Here is a 16,543-nt window from a genome sequence, read left to right on the forward strand (position 1 = left end):
CTCAGTTCGCCGGGGCGGGCTCGGGCCTCAAGGAAGGAGCCTGGGGCGGAGCCACCTTGGGGGCCGCCTGCTTGCGAGGCGCGGGAGCGGCGGGCGCGGGCGCGGCGACATTGAAGAGGTTGACGAGCACGCCCACGGCCGCGAGCTGGGACGTGGTCGGGTTGTAGTCAATGGCCTCGCCGATGGGGAAGTCCACGGAGCTGGAGGACTGGACCTGGAGCTGGCCGTCGGGGGTGACGAGGACGGTCCACAAGAAGCCCTCCTGCGTGGTGGCGAAGGCATACGGCTGGCCGCCGACGCGGGCCATGGCGGCGCGGAACGCGAAGGACTGGGGCAGGGCCAGGTTCTGCTTCAGGTCCACGGAGCCCTGGGACTGGAATTCAGCGGGGCGCACGCGGAAGAGCCACGTGTTCTTGTCCGCCGGGCCCACGGAGCAGGCCACGGCGACCAGGTGGTCATCGAGGATGGCCAGGCCGTTGATGCCGCGCTGGGCGGCCGGGTTGTAGCGCTTGCGGGCGAGCACGTTGCCCTGGGGGAGCTGGAGCATCACCAGGTCTCCGTCCTCGGCGCCGGTGATGACGATGCCGTCGCGCCACGCGACGATGTCGCGCACGTTCCAGAGCTGGAAGGGGCTGGGGATAGGGTCGGGAGAGCGGACGTTGAGCTTCTTCAGCACCGCGAGCTGGCGGCCGTTGCGCGAGACGTTCCAGATGAGGACGAAGCCATTCTCATGGCCCGTCACCAGATACTCGCGATTCGCGTGGACGACGAAGACGCCGCTGTTGGCGGTGCCCACGTCCGCGTCGTAGGCGAAGTTCTCGAAGCGGAACGCGCGAGGAAGCCTGTCCAGGTGCGCGGGCTCCGCGTCCTCTTGCAGCGCGGTATCCCGCTCGCGCCAGAGGGTGATGGTGGTGCTGTCATTGGAGGTGACGAAGGTCCGCTCGTCGCGGACGGCCATCATCTCCACGCCCCGGTTGGCGGGGGTGCGCAGCACATCGGTGAGCATGGGTCCCCACTCGGTGGGGCCAGGAGGGCGGAAGAACGTCATGGAGCCATCCAGACGTCCAACGATGAAACGGCCCGAGTCCAACCACTGCAACTGCTGGGTGTAGGGATACGTGGTGCCAACGGGTGTGAGCACCTGGGCGGCGAGGTTGCTGTCGGCGGTGCCGGCCTGGGCCTGTTCCTGGGCATGGGCGTCGTGCTGACAGGCCATGACAAACAGCAGCACCAGTCGTGGCAGGACGCGAACGAATCCATCGAGCTTCATGTTGAGCCTCCTCCTACATGCGCTTCAGTCGGGAATCCCCAAGCGCCCCCCTCGGCAGGATGGAGTCAGGCAAACGTTGTCATGTGCTCGGCCAAGGCGGCTGCGAGGCGATTATAACTTTCCTCCCGACGGGTGTCATGGTTGCACAGGGGAGCTGTCAGGATTGGCAATCCCTTGCGCTGGCGCAACGTGTTGATGAATGCCCGACTGAGTCGGGGATTCTTGAACAGGTCATGGATGAACGTGCCAAAGATGGGCAGTCGCTCATGCACGGCGCCATCGACTCCGCCCGCATGGGCGTACAGCGGCCTCGCGCTCGCATACCTGACGAGTCCGGAGTGAATCTCATACCCTGACACCTCGCCCGCGCTCGCGAAGGGGTTGTCGGGCGTCGGCGTGTAGTGACGATTGAAGACCGTCTTGCCAGGGAGGAACTCCACGTCGATGTCCAACAACCCCAGCCCCGTGGTGCTGCCGTGCTCGGACTCGCGGCGGCCCTCGTCGAGCAACTCACGCCCCAGCATCTGGAAGCCCCCGCAGATGCCGACGATGGGCGTGGTGGTGCTCAAGTCCTGGAGCACCCGCTCGAAGCCGATGCGCCGCAGGTGGAGCAGGTCTCCCACCGTGTTCTTGGTGCCGGGAACGATGATGGCGTCCGGCGCGCCAAGCTGGTCCACGGAGCGCACGAAGCGCACGCGCACGTGGGGCTCCTCCTGGAGATAGTCGAAGTCGGTGCTGTTGGAGATGTGCGGCAGGTAGAGCACCGCCACGTCGATTTCAGGCGCGCCGTGCATCCGGGGCTGGACGCGGTCCTCTTCCTCCAGCGCCAGGGACAGGTAGGGCATCACCCCGACGACGGGCCGCTTCGCGTGGTGCTCGATGAAGTCGACGGCGGGCTGGAGGACCTGCCGGTCTCCTCGGAACTTGTTGATGATGAAGCCGGCGATGCGCTCGCAGTCCTCGGGCGCCACCAGCTCCAGCACCCGCAACGTGCCGAGCAGCTCCGCCGCGATGCCGCCCTTGTCGATGTCCACCGCCAGGTACACGCGCGCGTCCAGCCGATGGGCCACCTCCATGTTCACCACGTCGAACGGACGCAGGTTGGGCTCCGCGCAGCTCCCCGCGCCTTCCGCGATGACCAGGTCGTAGTGCCGCGTCAGGTGGTCGATGGACTCCTGGATGGCGGACAGCTTGAGCGCGCGGTGCGTGTCGGAGAGGAAGTACTCGCGCGCGTCGACGTCCTGGTGCGGCCGGCCGTGGATGATGAGCTGGCTGACGCTGTCCGACTTGGGTTTGAGCAGCAGCGGGTTCATGTGGACGATGGGCCGCTGCCTCGCCGCGAAGGACTGCACCGCCGTCGCCCGGGCGATTTCCTCGTTCTCCTCCGTGACGAAGGAGTTGAGGGACATGTTCTGCGACTTGAAGGGGGCCACGCGCAGCCCCTTGTTGGCGTACAGACGGCACAGGCCAGCGACCAACGTGGTCTTCCCCACGTGGGAGCCCGTGCCTTGAATCATGAGGTGAGGGTGCTTCGGCATGGCGGGCCTCCTGGCGCGCGTGCACTATAAGGCGTCAACCTCTCACGGGTTCCCTGCTGCTCATGTCCGTCGCGCGCTCCCTCTCCCTGCTCGTCGTCTCCCTCACGCTCCTCGTCGGCTGCCAGCGCTCCGCGCCAGCTCCGGAGGCGGGGACGCGGCGAATCGTCTCGCTGTCTCCCGGAATCACGGAGACGCTCTACGCGCTGGGTGCGGGTGAGCAGGTGGTGGGCCTCTCCGACTGGGCCTCCTGGCCCTCCGAGACGGCATCCGTGCCCAAGGTGGGCTCCACGCTGTCGCCCAACTACGAGGCCATTGCCCGCCTCAAGCCCACCCTCATCATCGATGAGCAGGTGAAGCAGGCCCCCGCGGGCTCTCTGTCCGCGCTCGCCCCGGTGAAGGTGCTGCCCTGGCTCTCCGTCGACGATGTGGCGAACGGGATTCGCGAGCTGGGCCGCCAGACGGGGCGCGAGGACGCGGCCACGAAGCTCGCCCAGAAGGTGGAGACGACGCTGAAGCGCAAGCCCCCACCGGACGCGCCCCGGGTGCTGCTGGTGATTGGCGACCCGGAGGCCGCGCTCACCAGCATCTGGTACATCCGCAAGGGCTCGCTTCACGGTGCGGCCCTGGAAGCGGCGGGCGCGCGCAACGCCGTCGCCGAGGACCCCGCGGGCCCGCCCAACGTCTCCGTCGAGCAGCTCATGACGTTGGACCCGGACATCATCCTGGTGCTGGTGGAGGGCCCCCGCCTGACGCCGGAAGAGGAGGCGCGACAGCTCGCCCCGTGGAAGCAACTGACGGTGCTGCGCGCGGTGAAGCAGGGGCGGGTGAAGCTGGTCGCGGGCCCGGGCGTGCAGTCCACCGGCCCTCGCATCCTGGACGTGGTGGAGCAACTCCAGGCCGCGCTGCGCTTCGATACGAAGACCCCATGACGTCTCTTCTGGAGGTCTCCGGGGCGACGGTGCGCAAGGGCGAGCGGGCGTTGCTGGAGGATGTGTCCCTCCGCGTCGCACCGGGAGATTTCGTCGCCGTGGTGGGACCCAATGGCGCGGGCAAGACGACGCTGATGCGCGTGGCGCTCGGCCTTCAGCGCCCCGACGCGGGCCGCGTCACCGTGAATGGCCTCGACGTGGGAGCCCTCTCCCCCCGGGAGCGCGCCGCGTTCCTCGCGTGGCTGCCCCAGCGCGTCCAGGTGTCCGAGCCCATCACCGCGCTGGAGCACGTGGCCGCCGCGCGCTACCGCTTCAAGGAGTCCCACCGTCGCTCGGAGGAATCCGCGCTCGTGGCGCTCGCCCGCGTGCAGGCGGAAGCCCTCGCCTCGCGGCCCATCACCGAGCTGTCCGGCGGAGAGCAGCAGCGCGTCGCGGTGGCGGCGCTGCTCGCGCAGGAAGCGCCCCTGGTGTTGCTGGACGAACCCGCCAACTTCCTGGACCCGGCCCAGCAGTTGGAGCTGTATGCGCTCGTGGGGCAGATGTGGCGCTCGGGGCTGGGCGTGCTGTGCATCACTCACGACATCAACGTGCTCGCCCATGCGATGCGCGCGGGCAGCGAGGGACGGATTCGGGTGCTGGGCTTGTCGAAGGGCCGCGTCGCCTTCGAATCGCACTACGACGCTCCGGACCTGGGTGAACACCTGGGCCGGGTGTTCTCCGTGCGGATGCGAGGCGTCGAAGTCGAGAACCGCCGGGTCTTCGTGGGCATGTCCCTGGAGCGTGGGGAATGAGGACGCGACTGGTGGTGATGCTGGCGGTGTGCGCGCTCGTGGTCGCCGTGGCGCCCTTCGTCGGGCCGCCCATGCCTCCGGACGCGCGCGACTTCATCCTCTGGCAGTTGCGCATCCCCCGGACGTTGATGGCGCTGGTGGTGGGAGGCACGCTGTCGCTGGTGGGCGCGGTGTATCAGTCCCTCTTCTCCAACCCGCTCGCCGCGCCGAGCACCATTGGCACCACGGCCGGCGCCACGCTGGGCGCGCTGGTGGCCATCGTCCTGGGCGCGCGCACCGCGCTGTGGGGCCTGCCGCTCATCACCGGCGCTGCCTTCGCGGGCGCGCTGGGGGTCAGCCTGCTGGTGGCCGCCATCGCGGCGGGGCGCAACGTGCGGATGAATGACCTGGTCCTCGCGGGCATCGCCTTCTCCATGGCGGCGGGCGCCATCTCCACGGGCGTGCAGTTCTCCGCGGACTCCGCCGAACTGCTCACGGCCATGCGGTGGACCATGGGCCACCTGCCGCAGGTGGGCTATCAGAACATCGTGATGTTGTTGCCCATTGCCGCGGTGTCGGTGGTGGGCCTGCTGACGCTCACGCGGGCGCTGGAGGTGTTCATCTCCGGTGAGGAGCACGCCGAATCGCAGGGCGTCAACGTGCGCGCGGTCCGCATGGCCTCCATCGGCCTGGGGGCGCTGGGCGTGGCGGGCTGTGTCGCGTGGTGCGGTCCCATCGCCTTCGTGGAACTCATCGTCCCCCACATCGTCCGGCGGGTGCTGGGGGTGAGTCGGCGCGTGCTGCTTCCGTGCTCGGTGGTGGTGGGCGCCAGCTTCCTCGTGCTCTGCGACGCGGTGGCCCGCATCATCCTTCCAGGCAGGGAGACTCCCGTGGGCCTGGTGACGGCGGCCCTGGGCACGCCGCTCCTCATCTACCTGGTGGCGCGCAAGTCGTCCTGAGTCGCTCAGCCCTGGCAGGGCAGTGAGGTGAGGCCCCGGAACACGGCGGTGTCGCGCCGCTTCCACGCGCCGGGCACCAGTCGCAGTCCAGGCAGGTCCCTGGCCAGCATGCCCAGCGCGCCCTGGGCCTCCATGCGCGCGAGCGCCGCCCCGACGCACTGGTGGATGCCGTGGCCGAAGGCGATGTGCTGGAGGTCCGGGCGTTGGATGTCGAGCGTGTCGGGTTGCTCGAAGCGCCGCGGGTCCCGATTCGCCGCGCCCAGCAACACCCAGGCCCACTCGCCCGAGCGCACGGCGGCGCCGCCCACCTCCACGTCCTCCTGGGCCATGCGCGAGCAGAGCTGCAACGGCGTGTCGAAGCGCAGCACCTCCTCCACCGTCCCCTTGAGGCGCGAGGGCTGGGTACACAGCGCCTCCCACTGCGCGCGGTGCTCCATCAGCGCGAGCACCCCGTTGCCGATGAGGTTGACGGACGTGTCGTAGCCTCCGAAGAGCAGGAGCATGCAGGTGGGCAGCAGCTCCTCCTCGCTCAGCGCCTGCTCGTCCTCCTGCGCGGCCACCAGCAGCCCGAGGACATCGCCGCGACGCGATTGCCTGCGCCGGGTGACGGAGGCCTGGAGGCTCTGGCTCACCTCGCGAGTGGCGGCGCTGGCGGCCTCTCTCACGGCCAGCGGCGCGGAGGCGTCTCCACAGCGTGCGAGCGCGAGCGCCCAGCGCTGGTACAGGTCCGAGTCCAGCTCGTCGGCGCCCACGAGCCAGCGCAGCGTCGTCCGGGCCAGCGGCGCGGCCAGGTCCGCGATGATGTCCAGCTCTCCTTTCTGGCGCGCCCGGAAGAGGAGCGCCTCCACCGTGGCCTGGACGTGCAGGGACAGCTCCTTCATGCGTGGACCCAGCGCGCGCTTCGTCACGGCGCGCAGGCGCGTGTGGTCCGGCGGGTCCATCAACAGGAACCACTGACGGTGCATGGCGGACAGCGCCGCGAGCGCCTCCGGAGGCGAAGGGAAGTCCTCGGGGCGGCTCTCCCTGGCGCCCGTGATGTTCCGGCTGAAGCGCGGATGGGAGAGCACCTCCACGCAGTCCGCGTGGCGGGAGAACAGCCACAACCGGAGCTCGGGGTTCCAGCAGGCGGGCCGCTGGAGGAGTTGCTCATAGACGGCGTAGGGATTGCCCCGTGACTCAGGTGAGAAGGGATTGAGGCAGTGCGTCTCACGGGCCCCGGGGGCGCTGGGAGGCCTGTCGGCTTCGCCTCGCGGGTCGCTCTCCATGGGACGGGTCCCCCGTGCGGCGGATGGACGATGTGAGAAAGACAGACACAGCGCCGCGCCGTGAATCGCAAAGGCTACGCCTCGCGGACAAAACCGGTCAAGCCGAGGGCCCCGGGGGGCTGGCCCGCTGTGTCACGGCGCCGCGTTCGTCAACTTCACCACGGGCTCATCGCCATAGAAGTCGATGACATTCACGGCGGCGTGGACCTGGTCCAGGCGGAACAGATGTTTGTCCGCCATGCCCAGCGACTCGGCGAGGAGGGTGCGGTTGACGCCTCCATGCGACACCAGGGCGAAGCACTGTCCGACATGTCGCGCGCGCAGGGCTCGGCCCCCCGCACGGACGCGCTCGCGCATCTCCGAGAAGGTCTCTCCCTCTGGAAACCGCACCCGTTCGGGGTGCGCCATCCATTCGGCGTACACCTCCGGAAACTGGCGCTCGGCCTCCTCGTAGGTGAGGCCCTCGAAGAGTCCGAAGTCGATTTCGCGGAAGGCCTCCTCCACGCGGATGTCCAGGCCGCGTCCCTCCGCCACGCGCTTCGCCGTATCGAGGGCTCGGCGGCGAGGACTCGAGTAGAGGCCCTGGAGGTCCGCGCTGGCCAGCAGGGTCGCGGCACGCTCCGCCTGGGCATGCCCCTCCGGCGCGAGGCCCACGTCGAGCCGTCCGTAGCAACGGCCCTTCATCTCCTCGGAGGGCTTGCCGTGCCGCAGCAGAATCATGCGCGTCACGCCGCTCGGTATTCGCCAGTCCATGCCGCGTCCGTTCCCTATGCTCGCTTCACTTCAACCGAGTGCCAGCGCGAGCACGAGCACCAGCGCCTCGCAGACCTCGGTGTTGGCTCCCATGGTATCGCCGGTGATGCCATCGATTTTCTTCCGGCACCAGAGGCCCTGGAGCGCGGATACGACGGCCACCATCACCAGGGCCACGCCCCCTCGCCAGCCCATCAGGCCCAGCGCGAAGCCGAGCGCCAGCACCGTGGCGCCGATGACTTCGACGCGGCCCACATAGTCGGTGATGGCCATGCCGATGCCCCCGCTTCGCCGCGCATAGGGAAGCAGCCAGCCTTGAGGGACGGAGCCCCAGCGGCCCAGCGCCAGCGCCACGACCAGCGCGGCGTCCGCCTGCCCGCGCTCCAGCAGCGCCGCCAGGGCGGTGGCCTTGAGTCCCACGGTCAGCAACAGCGCGACACCTCCATAGGCGCCAATGACGTGGTCTCTCATGATGCGCAGCACGTCCTCCTTGGTGCGCCCGCCGCCGAAGCCGTCCGCCATGTCCGCCAGCCCGTCCAGGTGCAGAGCGCCGGTGAGCAGCGCGTAGACGGCGAGCAGCAGATACGCCGTCACCATCGACGGCAGCAGCGGGTAGAGCGCGAAGCGCACGCCGACGAGCAGGGCGGCGAGCAGGGCGCCCACCAGGGGGAAGCACAGCGTCGCGCGGCCCACGTCGGCGGCGTCGAAGGTGGCCGCCCCGGGGACGGGGATGCGACTGAGGAAGGCGATGCCGGCGAGGAGTCGCTTCATGGGGGCTCGGGTGTCGCGACTCCTGCCACGTTTCGGCCGGAGGAGCGAGCCTCAGCGCCGGCTCTTCTCCGCGACGCCCGCCGAGGCGAACGTCGCCATCTCGTGCAGGATGTGCATGCTGCTGTCCATCAGCCCCATCGCGAGCACGGCGCCCGTGCCCTCGCCCAGGCGCAGGCCCAGGTCGAGCAGGGGCCGCAGGCGCAGGGCCTCCAGCACCCGGCGGTGGCCCGCCTCGCGCGACATGTGACTGGCGAGCAGGAAGGGCATCACCTTGGGACACAGCCGTGCGGCCACCAGCCCGGCGACCGAGGAGATGAAGCCATCCAGCATGACGGGCACCCGCCGCGAGGCCGCGCCCAGCGCCGCGCCGGCCAGGCCCGCGATTTCAAAGCCGCCCACCTTGGCGAGCACGTCCAGCGGGTCCGCCGCGTCCGGCTTGTTCACCGCGAGCGCGCGGCGCACCACCTCCACCTTGCGCGTGAGGCCCGCGTCGTCCACGCCCGTGCCTCGCCCGGTGGCCATGTCCGGTGACACGCCCGCGAGCACGCACGTGAGCGCCGCCGACGCGGTGGTGTTGCCAATGCCCATGTCGCCCAGGCCCAGCAGCGTCACGCCCGAGTCCGCCAGCTCCAACGCCAGGAGCGCGCCCACGCTCAGGGCCTCCTCGGCCGTCTTGCGCGACATGGCCGGCCCTCGGGCCAGGTTGGCCGTACCGGGGCCCTGGCTGTGCATGCGCACGCCCTCCAGTCCCTCCACGGGAACGCGCACGCCCATGTCGACGACCTCCACGCGCACGCCGTGCTGTCGGGCCAGCACGTTGATGGCGGCGCCGCCTCGGGCGAAGTTGGCCACCATCTGCGCGGTGACCTCCGCGGGGTAGGCGCTCACGCCTTCCTCCGTCACGCCGTGGTCCGCCGCCATCACCACCAGCCCCTTGCGCGGCATCGCGGGCGCGGGCTCACCGCGCAGCGTGGCCCACTGACACGCCAGCTCCTCCAGGCGGCCCAGGCTGCCCTGGGGCTTCGTCTTCATGTCCAGCAGGCCCTGGCACTGGCTCCCTGCCTCGGCGTCAGGTTCGGGAATCCTGGCGAGCACGTCACGGTACGCAGGCATGGGGCCCCCTTCGAGGGAAACCCCTTCAAGCTAGGCGTGCGCGGTGCCGCGAGGCAATGGCCGCGGGCCGGTCCAAGGGCGCGGTGCTGCATGGTGGTGGACACAACCCCGCACGCGCGTCCTGTCGTGGAGGCCACGGGCGGTGTGCCTTCGAGGGCTGGGAGTCCATGCGACGAGGGTTGCCCTTCGAGGCGGCGCATCGTCGAGCAGTGAGGGATTGGGTTCCGGCGCGTCGGGTCAGTGACAGCGCTGAGGCGTGTGTCCCTGGCACGCGGCGCGGCGCGGGTGAAAGTGCGCGGGCCGCTGTACGGCTGTCCCGAGATCAGGGCGGCGGGGGGAGGCGCTCATGAACAGGAAGGCACGGTGGTGGGGGCTGGCGCTGGTGGCGCTCGTCGCGAGCTGCAAGTGCGGGAGCGAGTCGGACCCGACGGGCACGGGGGGCAGTGGAGCGCCTCCGCCCCTGGTGGAAGTCACCACGCCGGAAGGGGGTGAGCCGGTGTCGCTGGCCATCATCGAGGCCTTCACGCGCCGCGAGGAAACGCCTCCACGCACGTCGTTCGTGACGAGCGAGGAGCTGGTGGTCCGCGCGCGCGTCACGGGCGGCGAGGCGGGGTTGGTGGACCGCATCAAGTGGACGGTGACGCCGGTGGGCACGCGCACCGGGCCCGCGGAGCCCGCCACGGCGACAGGTGCCGAGCTGACGTTCCGAGGCAAGTCCGCACAGTCGGTGGCAGGCAGTCGGGACCCCAACCCTCCGCTCGAGTACGAGGTGTTGGGCGTGCTCGACCTGGAGGATGGCCGCGGGCTGGAGGTGAAGCTGCCTCCGTCCTCGTTCCTCCGCCAGGACGAGACGGACACGCTGAGACAGGAGTACGTGGATTACGACACGGACTTCCAGCCGACGCTGGCCAACATCCGCGTGCCGGGCAACACGACGCTCAATCGGGGCAACTACACGCTCGTCGCCGAGGAGACGCCGGGCGACCTGGACAAGCTGCTCCAGGACGTGGACACCGAGCTGAACAAGCTCCTCAAGGATGATGTGCAGGTGGTGCCGGTGGGCACTGTGACGAGGAGCCCCGCGACGGTGGTCGTATCGTCCGGGGGGTCGGTGCTGATGCTCGGGCCCCTGGGAGACACCACGCCGAGCGGCGATGACGTGTGCGCGGGACTCCGGGTGGGCGGCCTGTGCGCGGGGCCCATCCTCGCCGGGCCGAACCGGCGGGCCGACACCACCGCGAACAACCGCGTCGCGACGGTGAGCGTGGAGCCCTTCATCACCAGCGCGTTTCGCAATCCGCAGCGCAACCGGTTCATCGGCTCGGGCTCCATCAACAGTCGTCACACCCGGGGACGCGCGCTCGACATCGACCCGCGCTCCATGGTGGTGCCCGGCAGGGACGCGCGGCAGCTCATGTGTCTGGTGGAACTCGCGGGCATCCGGGTGGTGGGCGAGGAAGACAGCTTCACGGAGAACGGGCCGGTGACGTTCCTCGACTGCAATGACCCGGCGGCGGACCACGTCCACATCCAGCGGTAGCAAGGAGGGCAGATGAGCGCGAAGGTTCTACTCGTCGCGGTGTGGGGGGTGCTCACGCCCGTGCTGGCACAAGTCCCGTCGTCCGCGGCGCCCAAGCCCTCGGTGGCGACGCCCGCCACGCTGTCGCCCACGGCGAAGGAGGGCATCCGGTTGGCGCAGCGGGACTGTCCCTCGGATGGCTTCGACAAGGCGCGCTGCGCGAGGGCCATCGCCCTGCTGGAGGAAGCGGCGAACGAGAACCCGAACCAGCAGGACGTGCAGCTCGCGTTGGCGCAGGCGTACTGGAACACGTCGTTTCGCGAGTCACCGCAGGGGCGCTCCCGGGGGGACTTGCGGCAGCGCTCGCTGGACATCTACCAGCGGCAGGTGGAGCTGGGCTCGAAGGATGCCAGGCCCTACTGGGAGCTGAGCCTTCGACAGAAGGACGAGGCGCAGCGACTGCCGCTGTTGCGACGCACGGTGGAGCTCAACCCGGTCCATCCGCAGGCCAACCGGGAGCTGGCGCGCACGGAGCTGTCGGTGGGGGAGGTGGACGCGGCGGTGCGCAGCTACCAGAAGCACCTGGAGGTGAGCCCCTATCGCGACTCGAGTGATGCGCTCGCGCACCTGGACTTCGCGAAGCAGTTGGAGGGCGCGGGACGCCCGAAGGACGCGGCCCAGGTGACCGAGCGGGTGTCGACGCTCATGCAAGGCGAGCGTCGTGCCACGCGCTGCGAGGTCTGGCGGTCCGCGGACCCGAAGCTGTACGCGCAGAAGGCGGAGCTGTCGAAGAAGGTGAAGGAGCTGCTCCCCTACTGCACGGAGACCGCGTCACTCGAGCAGGCGGCGGAGCTGGAGCGCCAGGGGCGGGTCGACGAGGCGATTGTCGCCGCGAAGCGACAACTGGAGGAGAACCCGAAGCCCGAGGCGACACACGTCATGCTGGAGCGCCTCTATCAGAGCAAGGGCGAGCCGGCGCAGGCCGCGCAGGTGGCCACGCAGACCCTGGAGCAGGAGCCCGATGCGAAGGAGAAGTGCGAGCGCTTCCGCGAGCTCGCGCCCACCACCGTGCGGGCCATGCCGCAGGACCAGGTGGAGGCGCTGCGGCGCGACTGCCATCAGCCGTGAGGGCCACTTCGCTCGGCGCTCCCGGGTGCGGGCGCCTCGCGCTCCCCGAGGAAGCGCCGCCGCAAGGTCTTCGTCACCTCCGCGTCCCAGCGCGGGGACAGCAGCTCGACGAAGGTCCGCCGCCAGCGCAGCGCGCACGCGAAACACGCCAGCGTGGTGATGAGGCCGATGACCGCGTTCTGCCACGAGGAGAGGTTCCACTGCCCCTGCCAGAACCACTCCCGGAAGCTGGTGGGCCAGTAGTAGTAGATGGGCCACCCCGGCCCGCTGCCCGCGAGGTCGCAGAGCAGGTGCAGGTGGAAGGTCCCCAACGCGAGCAGCCCCACGCGCAGCCGTTGTCGCGCCAGCCCCATGCACACCGCGGCGGTGAGGAGCGCCCCCACGTAGCCGTGGAACAGCACGTGGTGATAGCGCACGTACAGCTCCTCGCCCCCCAGCAGCGTGAGCCCATCCAGGTCCGGTGCCAGTCCCGCGCAGGTGACCAGGATGCGGTCTCTTCGCTCGCGCAGCCCCTGCGCCGCCAGCCACGAGAACTCCGCATGGACGAGGGGATTCATGAAGCCCCGGAGCCTACGTCAGCGGCGCGTCCCCGTGCTCACGTGGGCACGGGCGAGCGACGGGGCGTACCCAGGAGTTCCAGCGTCCGCACCGCCACGTCCGCCAGCGTGGCCGAGCACGGCTGGCAGCCTCCACCGCAGCAGGGGGACCAGTCCCCCTCCGGGTCCCTGAGCAGGCCATACACGCAGCTGCGCAGGGAGTCCGGCAGCCCGGCCTCCTCGGAAGCACGGCGCAGCGCCTCCTGCACGGTGGGGTCCTTCACGTCGAGCACACCCCTTCATAACGGTGCGCGTGGCCCTTGGGGATTCGCCTTCACTCCCCGGGCAGGCGAGCAGCCCTGCCTGTCTCTTTCTGGCGCCCTCCCGCAGATTTCTATTGCGCCCACTAGTTAGGGGCCTTACGAGTTGGGGGCGGCATCTTTTCGCCGCGCATCGAGATGAGCGTGAGTCCTCCTCCCATCACCCGCTTCGAGCGGTTGCAGCGACTGGCGCGGCGCTTCCCGCAGCTCGACACGAGCGGCCTGGAGACGTGCATCACCCTGCTGCGCCTGTCGAACGATTTATCCGACGCCTACGACGCCAGCCTGGCGCGACACGGGCTGTCGAAGGGGCGCTTCACCGTGCTCGTCCGGCTGTTCTCCACCAGCGAGGCGGAGGACGGCCGAGGGCTCACGCCGGCGGAGCTGGCGGAGAACTCGTGTGTGAGCCGCGCCACCATGACGGGCCTGCTCGACACGCTGGAGAAGGACGGCCTCATCTCCCGGGAGGACCACCCGGAAGACCGCCGCATGTACACCGTGCACCTCACGCCGAAGGCCCGGCAACTGCTCGAAGGCATGCTCCCCGAGCACTACCGCCGCGTCGCCGCGCTCATGTCTCCGTTGAACGAGCAGGAACGCGTCACCCTGCGCGAGCTGCTGGCCAAGGTCTCCACCGGCATCCCGGCCTTCCGGGAGCCGTGAGCCACCCCCTGAACCCTTGATTCCCCTTTGCCGATTCGGCGGATGAGCCGCTGCGTCCAGATGGTTAGCCACCAAATCATCGACCCGCTGAACCTTTGAGAACCACCATGAGCACTGCTTCCCCCTCCCTGGATGTGCAGGACAACGATGTTCCGAAGAACCTCCCCTCCGTCGTGAAGGAGCCCGCCGCGCCGCGCTCGCGAGCGAAGAAGGTGTTGCCCGCCCTCGTCGCGCTGGCGCTGGTGGGAGGTGGCGCCCGCTGGGTGCTGACGCGTGGCCACGAGTCCACGGATGACGCGCAGGTGGAAGGCCGCATCGCCAACGTGTCGCCGCGCGTCTCCGGCATGGTCGCCAAGGTGCGGGTGAGCGACAACCAGGCGGTGAAGGCCGGCGACGTCCTCGTCGAACTGGACTCCACGGACCTGGACGCGAAGCTGGAGGTGGCCCGCGCGGACGTGCTGAGCGCGGAGGCCCAGGCGTCCAACGCCCAGTCGCAGCTGGCGCTCACGGAGGTCAACGCCGGCGCCAACCTGCGCCAGGCGCGCGGCGGCGTGGTGCAGGCGAACAGCGGCATCAGCTCGTCCAAGGCGGCGCTGGACCAGTCGCACGCGGACGTGGCGGCGGCCGAGGCCCGCTTCAAGCTGGCGGACGCGGACATGACGCGCGTGAAGACGCTGAAGGCGGAGGGCGCGGTGACGCAGGCGGACCTGGACGCGCGGCAGTCCGCGTATGACCAGGCGAAGGCGTTGCTGGACGTGGCGCGCGCGCGGCTGACCTCCACGCAGGCGGGGGTGCAGGGCTCCTCCGGTGGGCTGGAGACGGCGCAGGGGAAGCTGGCCGCCGCGGAGACGGGGCCGGTGCAGGTGCAGGCGGCGCAGGCGGCGGTGAAGCTGTCCGACGCGAAGCTCAAGCAGGCCCAGGCGGCGCTGCACCTGGCGGAGCTGGCCGCCTCCTACACGAAGGTGCGCGCGCCGGTGGACGGCGTGGTGAGCCGTCGCACGGTGGAGGTGGGGCAGATGGTGGGCCCGGAGCGTCCGCTGATGGCGGTGGTGCCGCAGGACGACGTGTGGGTGGTGGCCAACTTCAAGGAGGACCAGGTGGGCGAGATGAAGGCGGGCCAGCCGGTGGAGGTGGAGGTGGATGCCTTTGGGAGCCACGCCTTCAAGGGCCATGTGGACAGCCTGGCCGGCGCCAGCGGCGCGCGCTTCGCGCTGCTGCCTCCGGACAACGCGTCCGGCAACTTCGTGAAGGTGGTGCAGCGCATCCCCGTGCTCATCCGCTTCGACGGTGAGTCGCAGGTGGCGCTCAAGCCGGGCATGAGCGCCGTCGTCACCGTGGACACGAGGAGCAACTAGTCGTGAAGGGCGACGTCATCACCGGCTCCAAGGCCGGCATCACCATCGCCGCCATGGCCGCGGCGCTGATGTCCGTGCTGGACATCTCCATCGTCAACGTCGCGCTCAGCGACATCCGCGCGAGCTTCGGCACGCCGTTGGACCAGATTGCCTGGGTGTCCACCGGCTACATGATGGCGAACGTGGTGGTCATCCCGATGACGGGCTGGCTCCAGCGGCGCTTCGGTTTCCGGCGCTACTTCACCGCGTCCATCCTCATCTTCACCGCGGCCAGCGTGCTGTGTGGCCTCGCGTGGGACCTGCCGTCGCTGGTGGCCTTCCGCATCCTCCAGGGCATGGGGGGTGGCGCCATCATCCCCACGTCGCAGGCCATCCTCTTCGCGCGCTATCCACAGAAGGAGCACGGCATGGCCGGCGCGCTCTTCGGCCTGGGCGCGGTGACGGGGCCGCTCCTGGGGCCCACGGTGGGCGGCATGCTCATCGAGGTGGCGAGCTGGCACTGGATATTCCTCATCAACCTGCCGGTGGGCCTGTTCGCCGCGTTCATGGCGTGGCGTCACATCAAGCAGGAGGACTTCGCGCCCTCCACGGCCCGCGTGGACCGGTGGGGAATCGCCCTGCTCGCGGTGGGCATGGCGGCGCTCCAGTTCGTGCTGGAGGAGGGCACGCGCGAGGACTGGTTCGACAGCATGAAAATCACCGTGCTCGCCGTGGTGGCGGGCGTGGCGCTCATCACCTTCATCGTCCACCAATTGGAGACACCCGAGCCGGTGGTGGATTTAAGGGTCTTCGCCAACCGCTCCTATGCGGCGGCCACGGGGGTGAACTTCCTCGTCGGGACGGCGCTGTTCGGAGGCTCGTTCCTCTTCAGCCTCTTCTGCGGCACGGTGATGCACTACTCGGCGCTCGACATCGGCCTGGTGTTCCTCAAGGGCAGCTTCATCCAGGTGCTGTTGATGCCGCTCATCGGCAAGTTCGGCGGCAAGCTGGACGGGCGGTGGCTGGTGGGCCTGGGCATCGTCGGCATGTGCTTCTCGCTGTGGACCAATGGCCACTTGAGCAGCACGGCGGACGAGGCGGCGCTGATTACACCCGTCTTCATCCGCGCCTGCTCCATGGGCTTCATCTTCGTGCCGCTGTCGGTGATGGCGCTCAGCAATCTGCGTCCGGACCAGCGCGGCAACGCGGCGGGGCTCTTCAACCTGACGCGCGAGTTGGGAGGCTCCATCGGCACCGCGTGGATGAGCAGCGCGCTCAACCGGCTGACGAAGGTGAACACCACGGCGCTCGCGTCGCACGTGGACCCGTACAGCCAGGTGACCCAGGAGCAACTCGCCGCCCTCAAGGCCACGGTGGCCGCGCGGGTGACGGACCCCCTGGCCGCCGCCTATGGCCTGTTCAGCCAGCGCATCAACATGCAGGCGCTGGTGCGGGCCTTCAACGCCAACTTCACCGTGCTCACCGCCATCTTCGCGTGCTCACTGGTGCTGGTGTTCCTCCTCCAGCGCGCCAATCCCGGCGTGAAGGTGGAGGGCGCTCACTGACGTCCGGGCGGCTCGCGCCGCGCACGCGCTGAAAACACAAAAGCGGGTCCGCTCTCGAGGAACGGACCCGCTTTCGTGTTTCCAGGCGGCGGAGAAGAGGTCCGCCGGTT

16 protein-coding genes are annotated in these 16,543 nt (G+C 69.7%); 8 read left to right on the forward strand and 8 right to left on the reverse strand.

What is annotated here, in order from left to right:
- Window position 1: 1 nt before the first annotated feature.
- Together HUA74_RS10595 and HUA74_RS10600 are read right to left on the reverse strand one after the other, a co-directional pair.
- Window positions 2-1,270: a hypothetical protein gene (locus HUA74_RS10595; RefSeq protein ID WP_174454467.1), complete on the reverse strand. Its 1,269-nt coding sequence runs from the start codon at window positions 1,268-1,270 to the stop codon at window positions 2-4.
- Window positions 1,271-1,335: 65 nt separating this feature from the next.
- Entirely contained in the window at window positions 1,336-2,808 is a 1,473-nt protein-coding gene (locus HUA74_RS10600; RefSeq protein ID WP_174454468.1) for a cobyric acid synthase, read from the reverse strand.
- A gap of 62 nt (window positions 2,809-2,870) precedes the next feature.
- On the opposite strand from HUA74_RS10600, the gene HUA74_RS10605 reads away from it, so the two are divergent.
- The 3 genes from HUA74_RS10605 to HUA74_RS10615 are packed head-to-tail and all read left to right on the forward strand — an operon-like array spanning window position 2,871 to window position 5,466.
- A complete protein-coding gene (locus tag HUA74_RS10605) occupies window positions 2,871-3,737 on the forward strand; it encodes an ABC transporter substrate-binding protein (protein ID WP_174454469.1) in 867 nt (288 codons plus the stop codon).
- Entirely contained in the window at window positions 3,734-4,528 is a 795-nt protein-coding gene (locus tag HUA74_RS10610; RefSeq protein ID WP_174454470.1) for an ABC transporter ATP-binding protein, read from the forward strand. The genes HUA74_RS10605 and HUA74_RS10610 overlap by 4 nt, the downstream gene beginning before the upstream one ends.
- On the forward strand, window positions 4,525-5,466 hold the full coding sequence (locus HUA74_RS10615) for an iron ABC transporter permease (RefSeq protein ID WP_141643463.1): 942 nt from the start codon (window positions 4,525-4,527) through the stop codon (window positions 5,464-5,466). The genes HUA74_RS10610 and HUA74_RS10615 overlap by 4 nt, the downstream gene beginning before the upstream one ends.
- 5 nt (window positions 5,467-5,471) lie before the next feature.
- Here HUA74_RS10615 and HUA74_RS10620 read toward each other — a convergent pair whose 3' ends face one another.
- From HUA74_RS10620 to cobT, 4 genes are all read right to left on the reverse strand, one after another.
- On the reverse strand, window positions 5,472-6,731 hold the full coding sequence (locus HUA74_RS10620) for a cytochrome P450 (protein WP_174454471.1): 1,260 nt from the start codon (window positions 6,729-6,731) through the stop codon (window positions 5,472-5,474).
- A gap of 132 nt (window positions 6,732-6,863) precedes the next feature.
- Window positions 6,864-7,484 carry a histidine phosphatase family protein gene (locus HUA74_RS10625; protein ID WP_174454472.1) on the reverse strand — a complete coding sequence of 207 codons (621 nt, stop codon included), beginning with the start codon at window positions 7,482-7,484 and terminating at the stop codon, window positions 6,864-6,866.
- Window positions 7,485-7,514: 30 nt separating this feature from the next.
- Window positions 7,515-8,255 carry an adenosylcobinamide-GDP ribazoletransferase gene (gene cobS / locus HUA74_RS10630; RefSeq protein ID WP_174454473.1) on the reverse strand — a complete coding sequence of 247 codons (741 nt, stop codon included), beginning with the start codon at window positions 8,253-8,255 and terminating at the stop codon, window positions 7,515-7,517.
- A gap of 51 nt (window positions 8,256-8,306) precedes the next feature.
- Window positions 8,307-9,368, reverse strand: a complete 1,062-nt coding sequence (cobT, locus tag HUA74_RS10635) for a nicotinate-nucleotide--dimethylbenzimidazole phosphoribosyltransferase (RefSeq protein ID WP_174454474.1) — start codon at window positions 9,366-9,368, stop codon at window positions 8,307-8,309.
- 346 nt (window positions 9,369-9,714) lie between these two features.
- On the opposite strand from cobT, the gene HUA74_RS10640 reads away from it, so the two are divergent.
- Window positions 9,715-10,908, forward strand: coding sequence for a D-Ala-D-Ala carboxypeptidase family metallohydrolase (locus tag HUA74_RS10640; RefSeq protein WP_174454475.1), 1,194 nt, complete (start codon window positions 9,715-9,717; stop codon window positions 10,906-10,908).
- A 12-nt stretch (window positions 10,909-10,920) separates the two neighbouring features.
- Window positions 10,921-12,015 carry a lipopolysaccharide assembly protein LapB gene (locus HUA74_RS10645; protein ID WP_141643469.1) on the forward strand — a complete coding sequence of 365 codons (1,095 nt, stop codon included), beginning with the start codon at window positions 10,921-10,923 and terminating at the stop codon, window positions 12,013-12,015.
- On the opposite strand, the gene HUA74_RS10650 is transcribed toward HUA74_RS10645, so the two are convergent.
- Window positions 12,006-12,572 (reverse strand): metal-dependent hydrolase, encoded by a 567-nt coding sequence (locus HUA74_RS10650; RefSeq protein WP_141643470.1) that lies wholly within the window; start codon window positions 12,570-12,572, stop codon window positions 12,006-12,008. The two genes, HUA74_RS10645 and HUA74_RS10650, sit on opposite strands and share 10 nt — an antisense overlap.
- Before the next feature lie 38 nt (window positions 12,573-12,610).
- A complete protein-coding gene (locus tag HUA74_RS10655; RefSeq protein WP_174454476.1) occupies window positions 12,611-12,844 on the reverse strand; it encodes a hypothetical protein in 234 nt (77 codons plus the stop codon).
- Window positions 12,845-13,009: 165 nt separating this feature from the next.
- Here HUA74_RS10655 and HUA74_RS10660 point away from each other — a divergent pair, with 165 nt between their 5' ends.
- The 3 genes from HUA74_RS10660 to HUA74_RS10670 all read left to right on the forward strand — a co-directional run bounded on the left by HUA74_RS10660 (window position 13,010) and on the right by HUA74_RS10670 (window position 16,433).
- Window positions 13,010-13,534 (forward strand): MarR family winged helix-turn-helix transcriptional regulator, encoded by a 525-nt coding sequence (locus HUA74_RS10660; RefSeq protein ID WP_141643472.1) that lies wholly within the window; start codon window positions 13,010-13,012, stop codon window positions 13,532-13,534.
- Window positions 13,535-13,641: 107 nt separating this feature from the next.
- The gene (locus HUA74_RS10665) at window positions 13,642-14,889 is read left to right on the forward strand and encodes an HlyD family secretion protein (RefSeq protein WP_174454477.1); all 1,248 of its coding nucleotides are present in this window, start codon (window positions 13,642-13,644) and stop codon (window positions 14,887-14,889) included.
- Between the two features lie 2 nt (window positions 14,890-14,891).
- Window positions 14,892-16,433: a DHA2 family efflux MFS transporter permease subunit gene (locus HUA74_RS10670; protein WP_141643474.1), complete on the forward strand. Its 1,542-nt coding sequence runs from the start codon at window positions 14,892-14,894 to the stop codon at window positions 16,431-16,433.
- Window positions 16,434-16,543: the final 110 nt, after the last annotated feature.

Origin of the sequence: Myxococcus sp. CA051A (assembly GCF_013336705.1) — a bacterium.
GTDB lineage: Bacteria > Myxococcota > Myxococcia > Myxococcales > Myxococcaceae > Myxococcus > Myxococcus llanfairpwllgwyngyllgogerychwyrndrobwllllantysiliogogogochensis.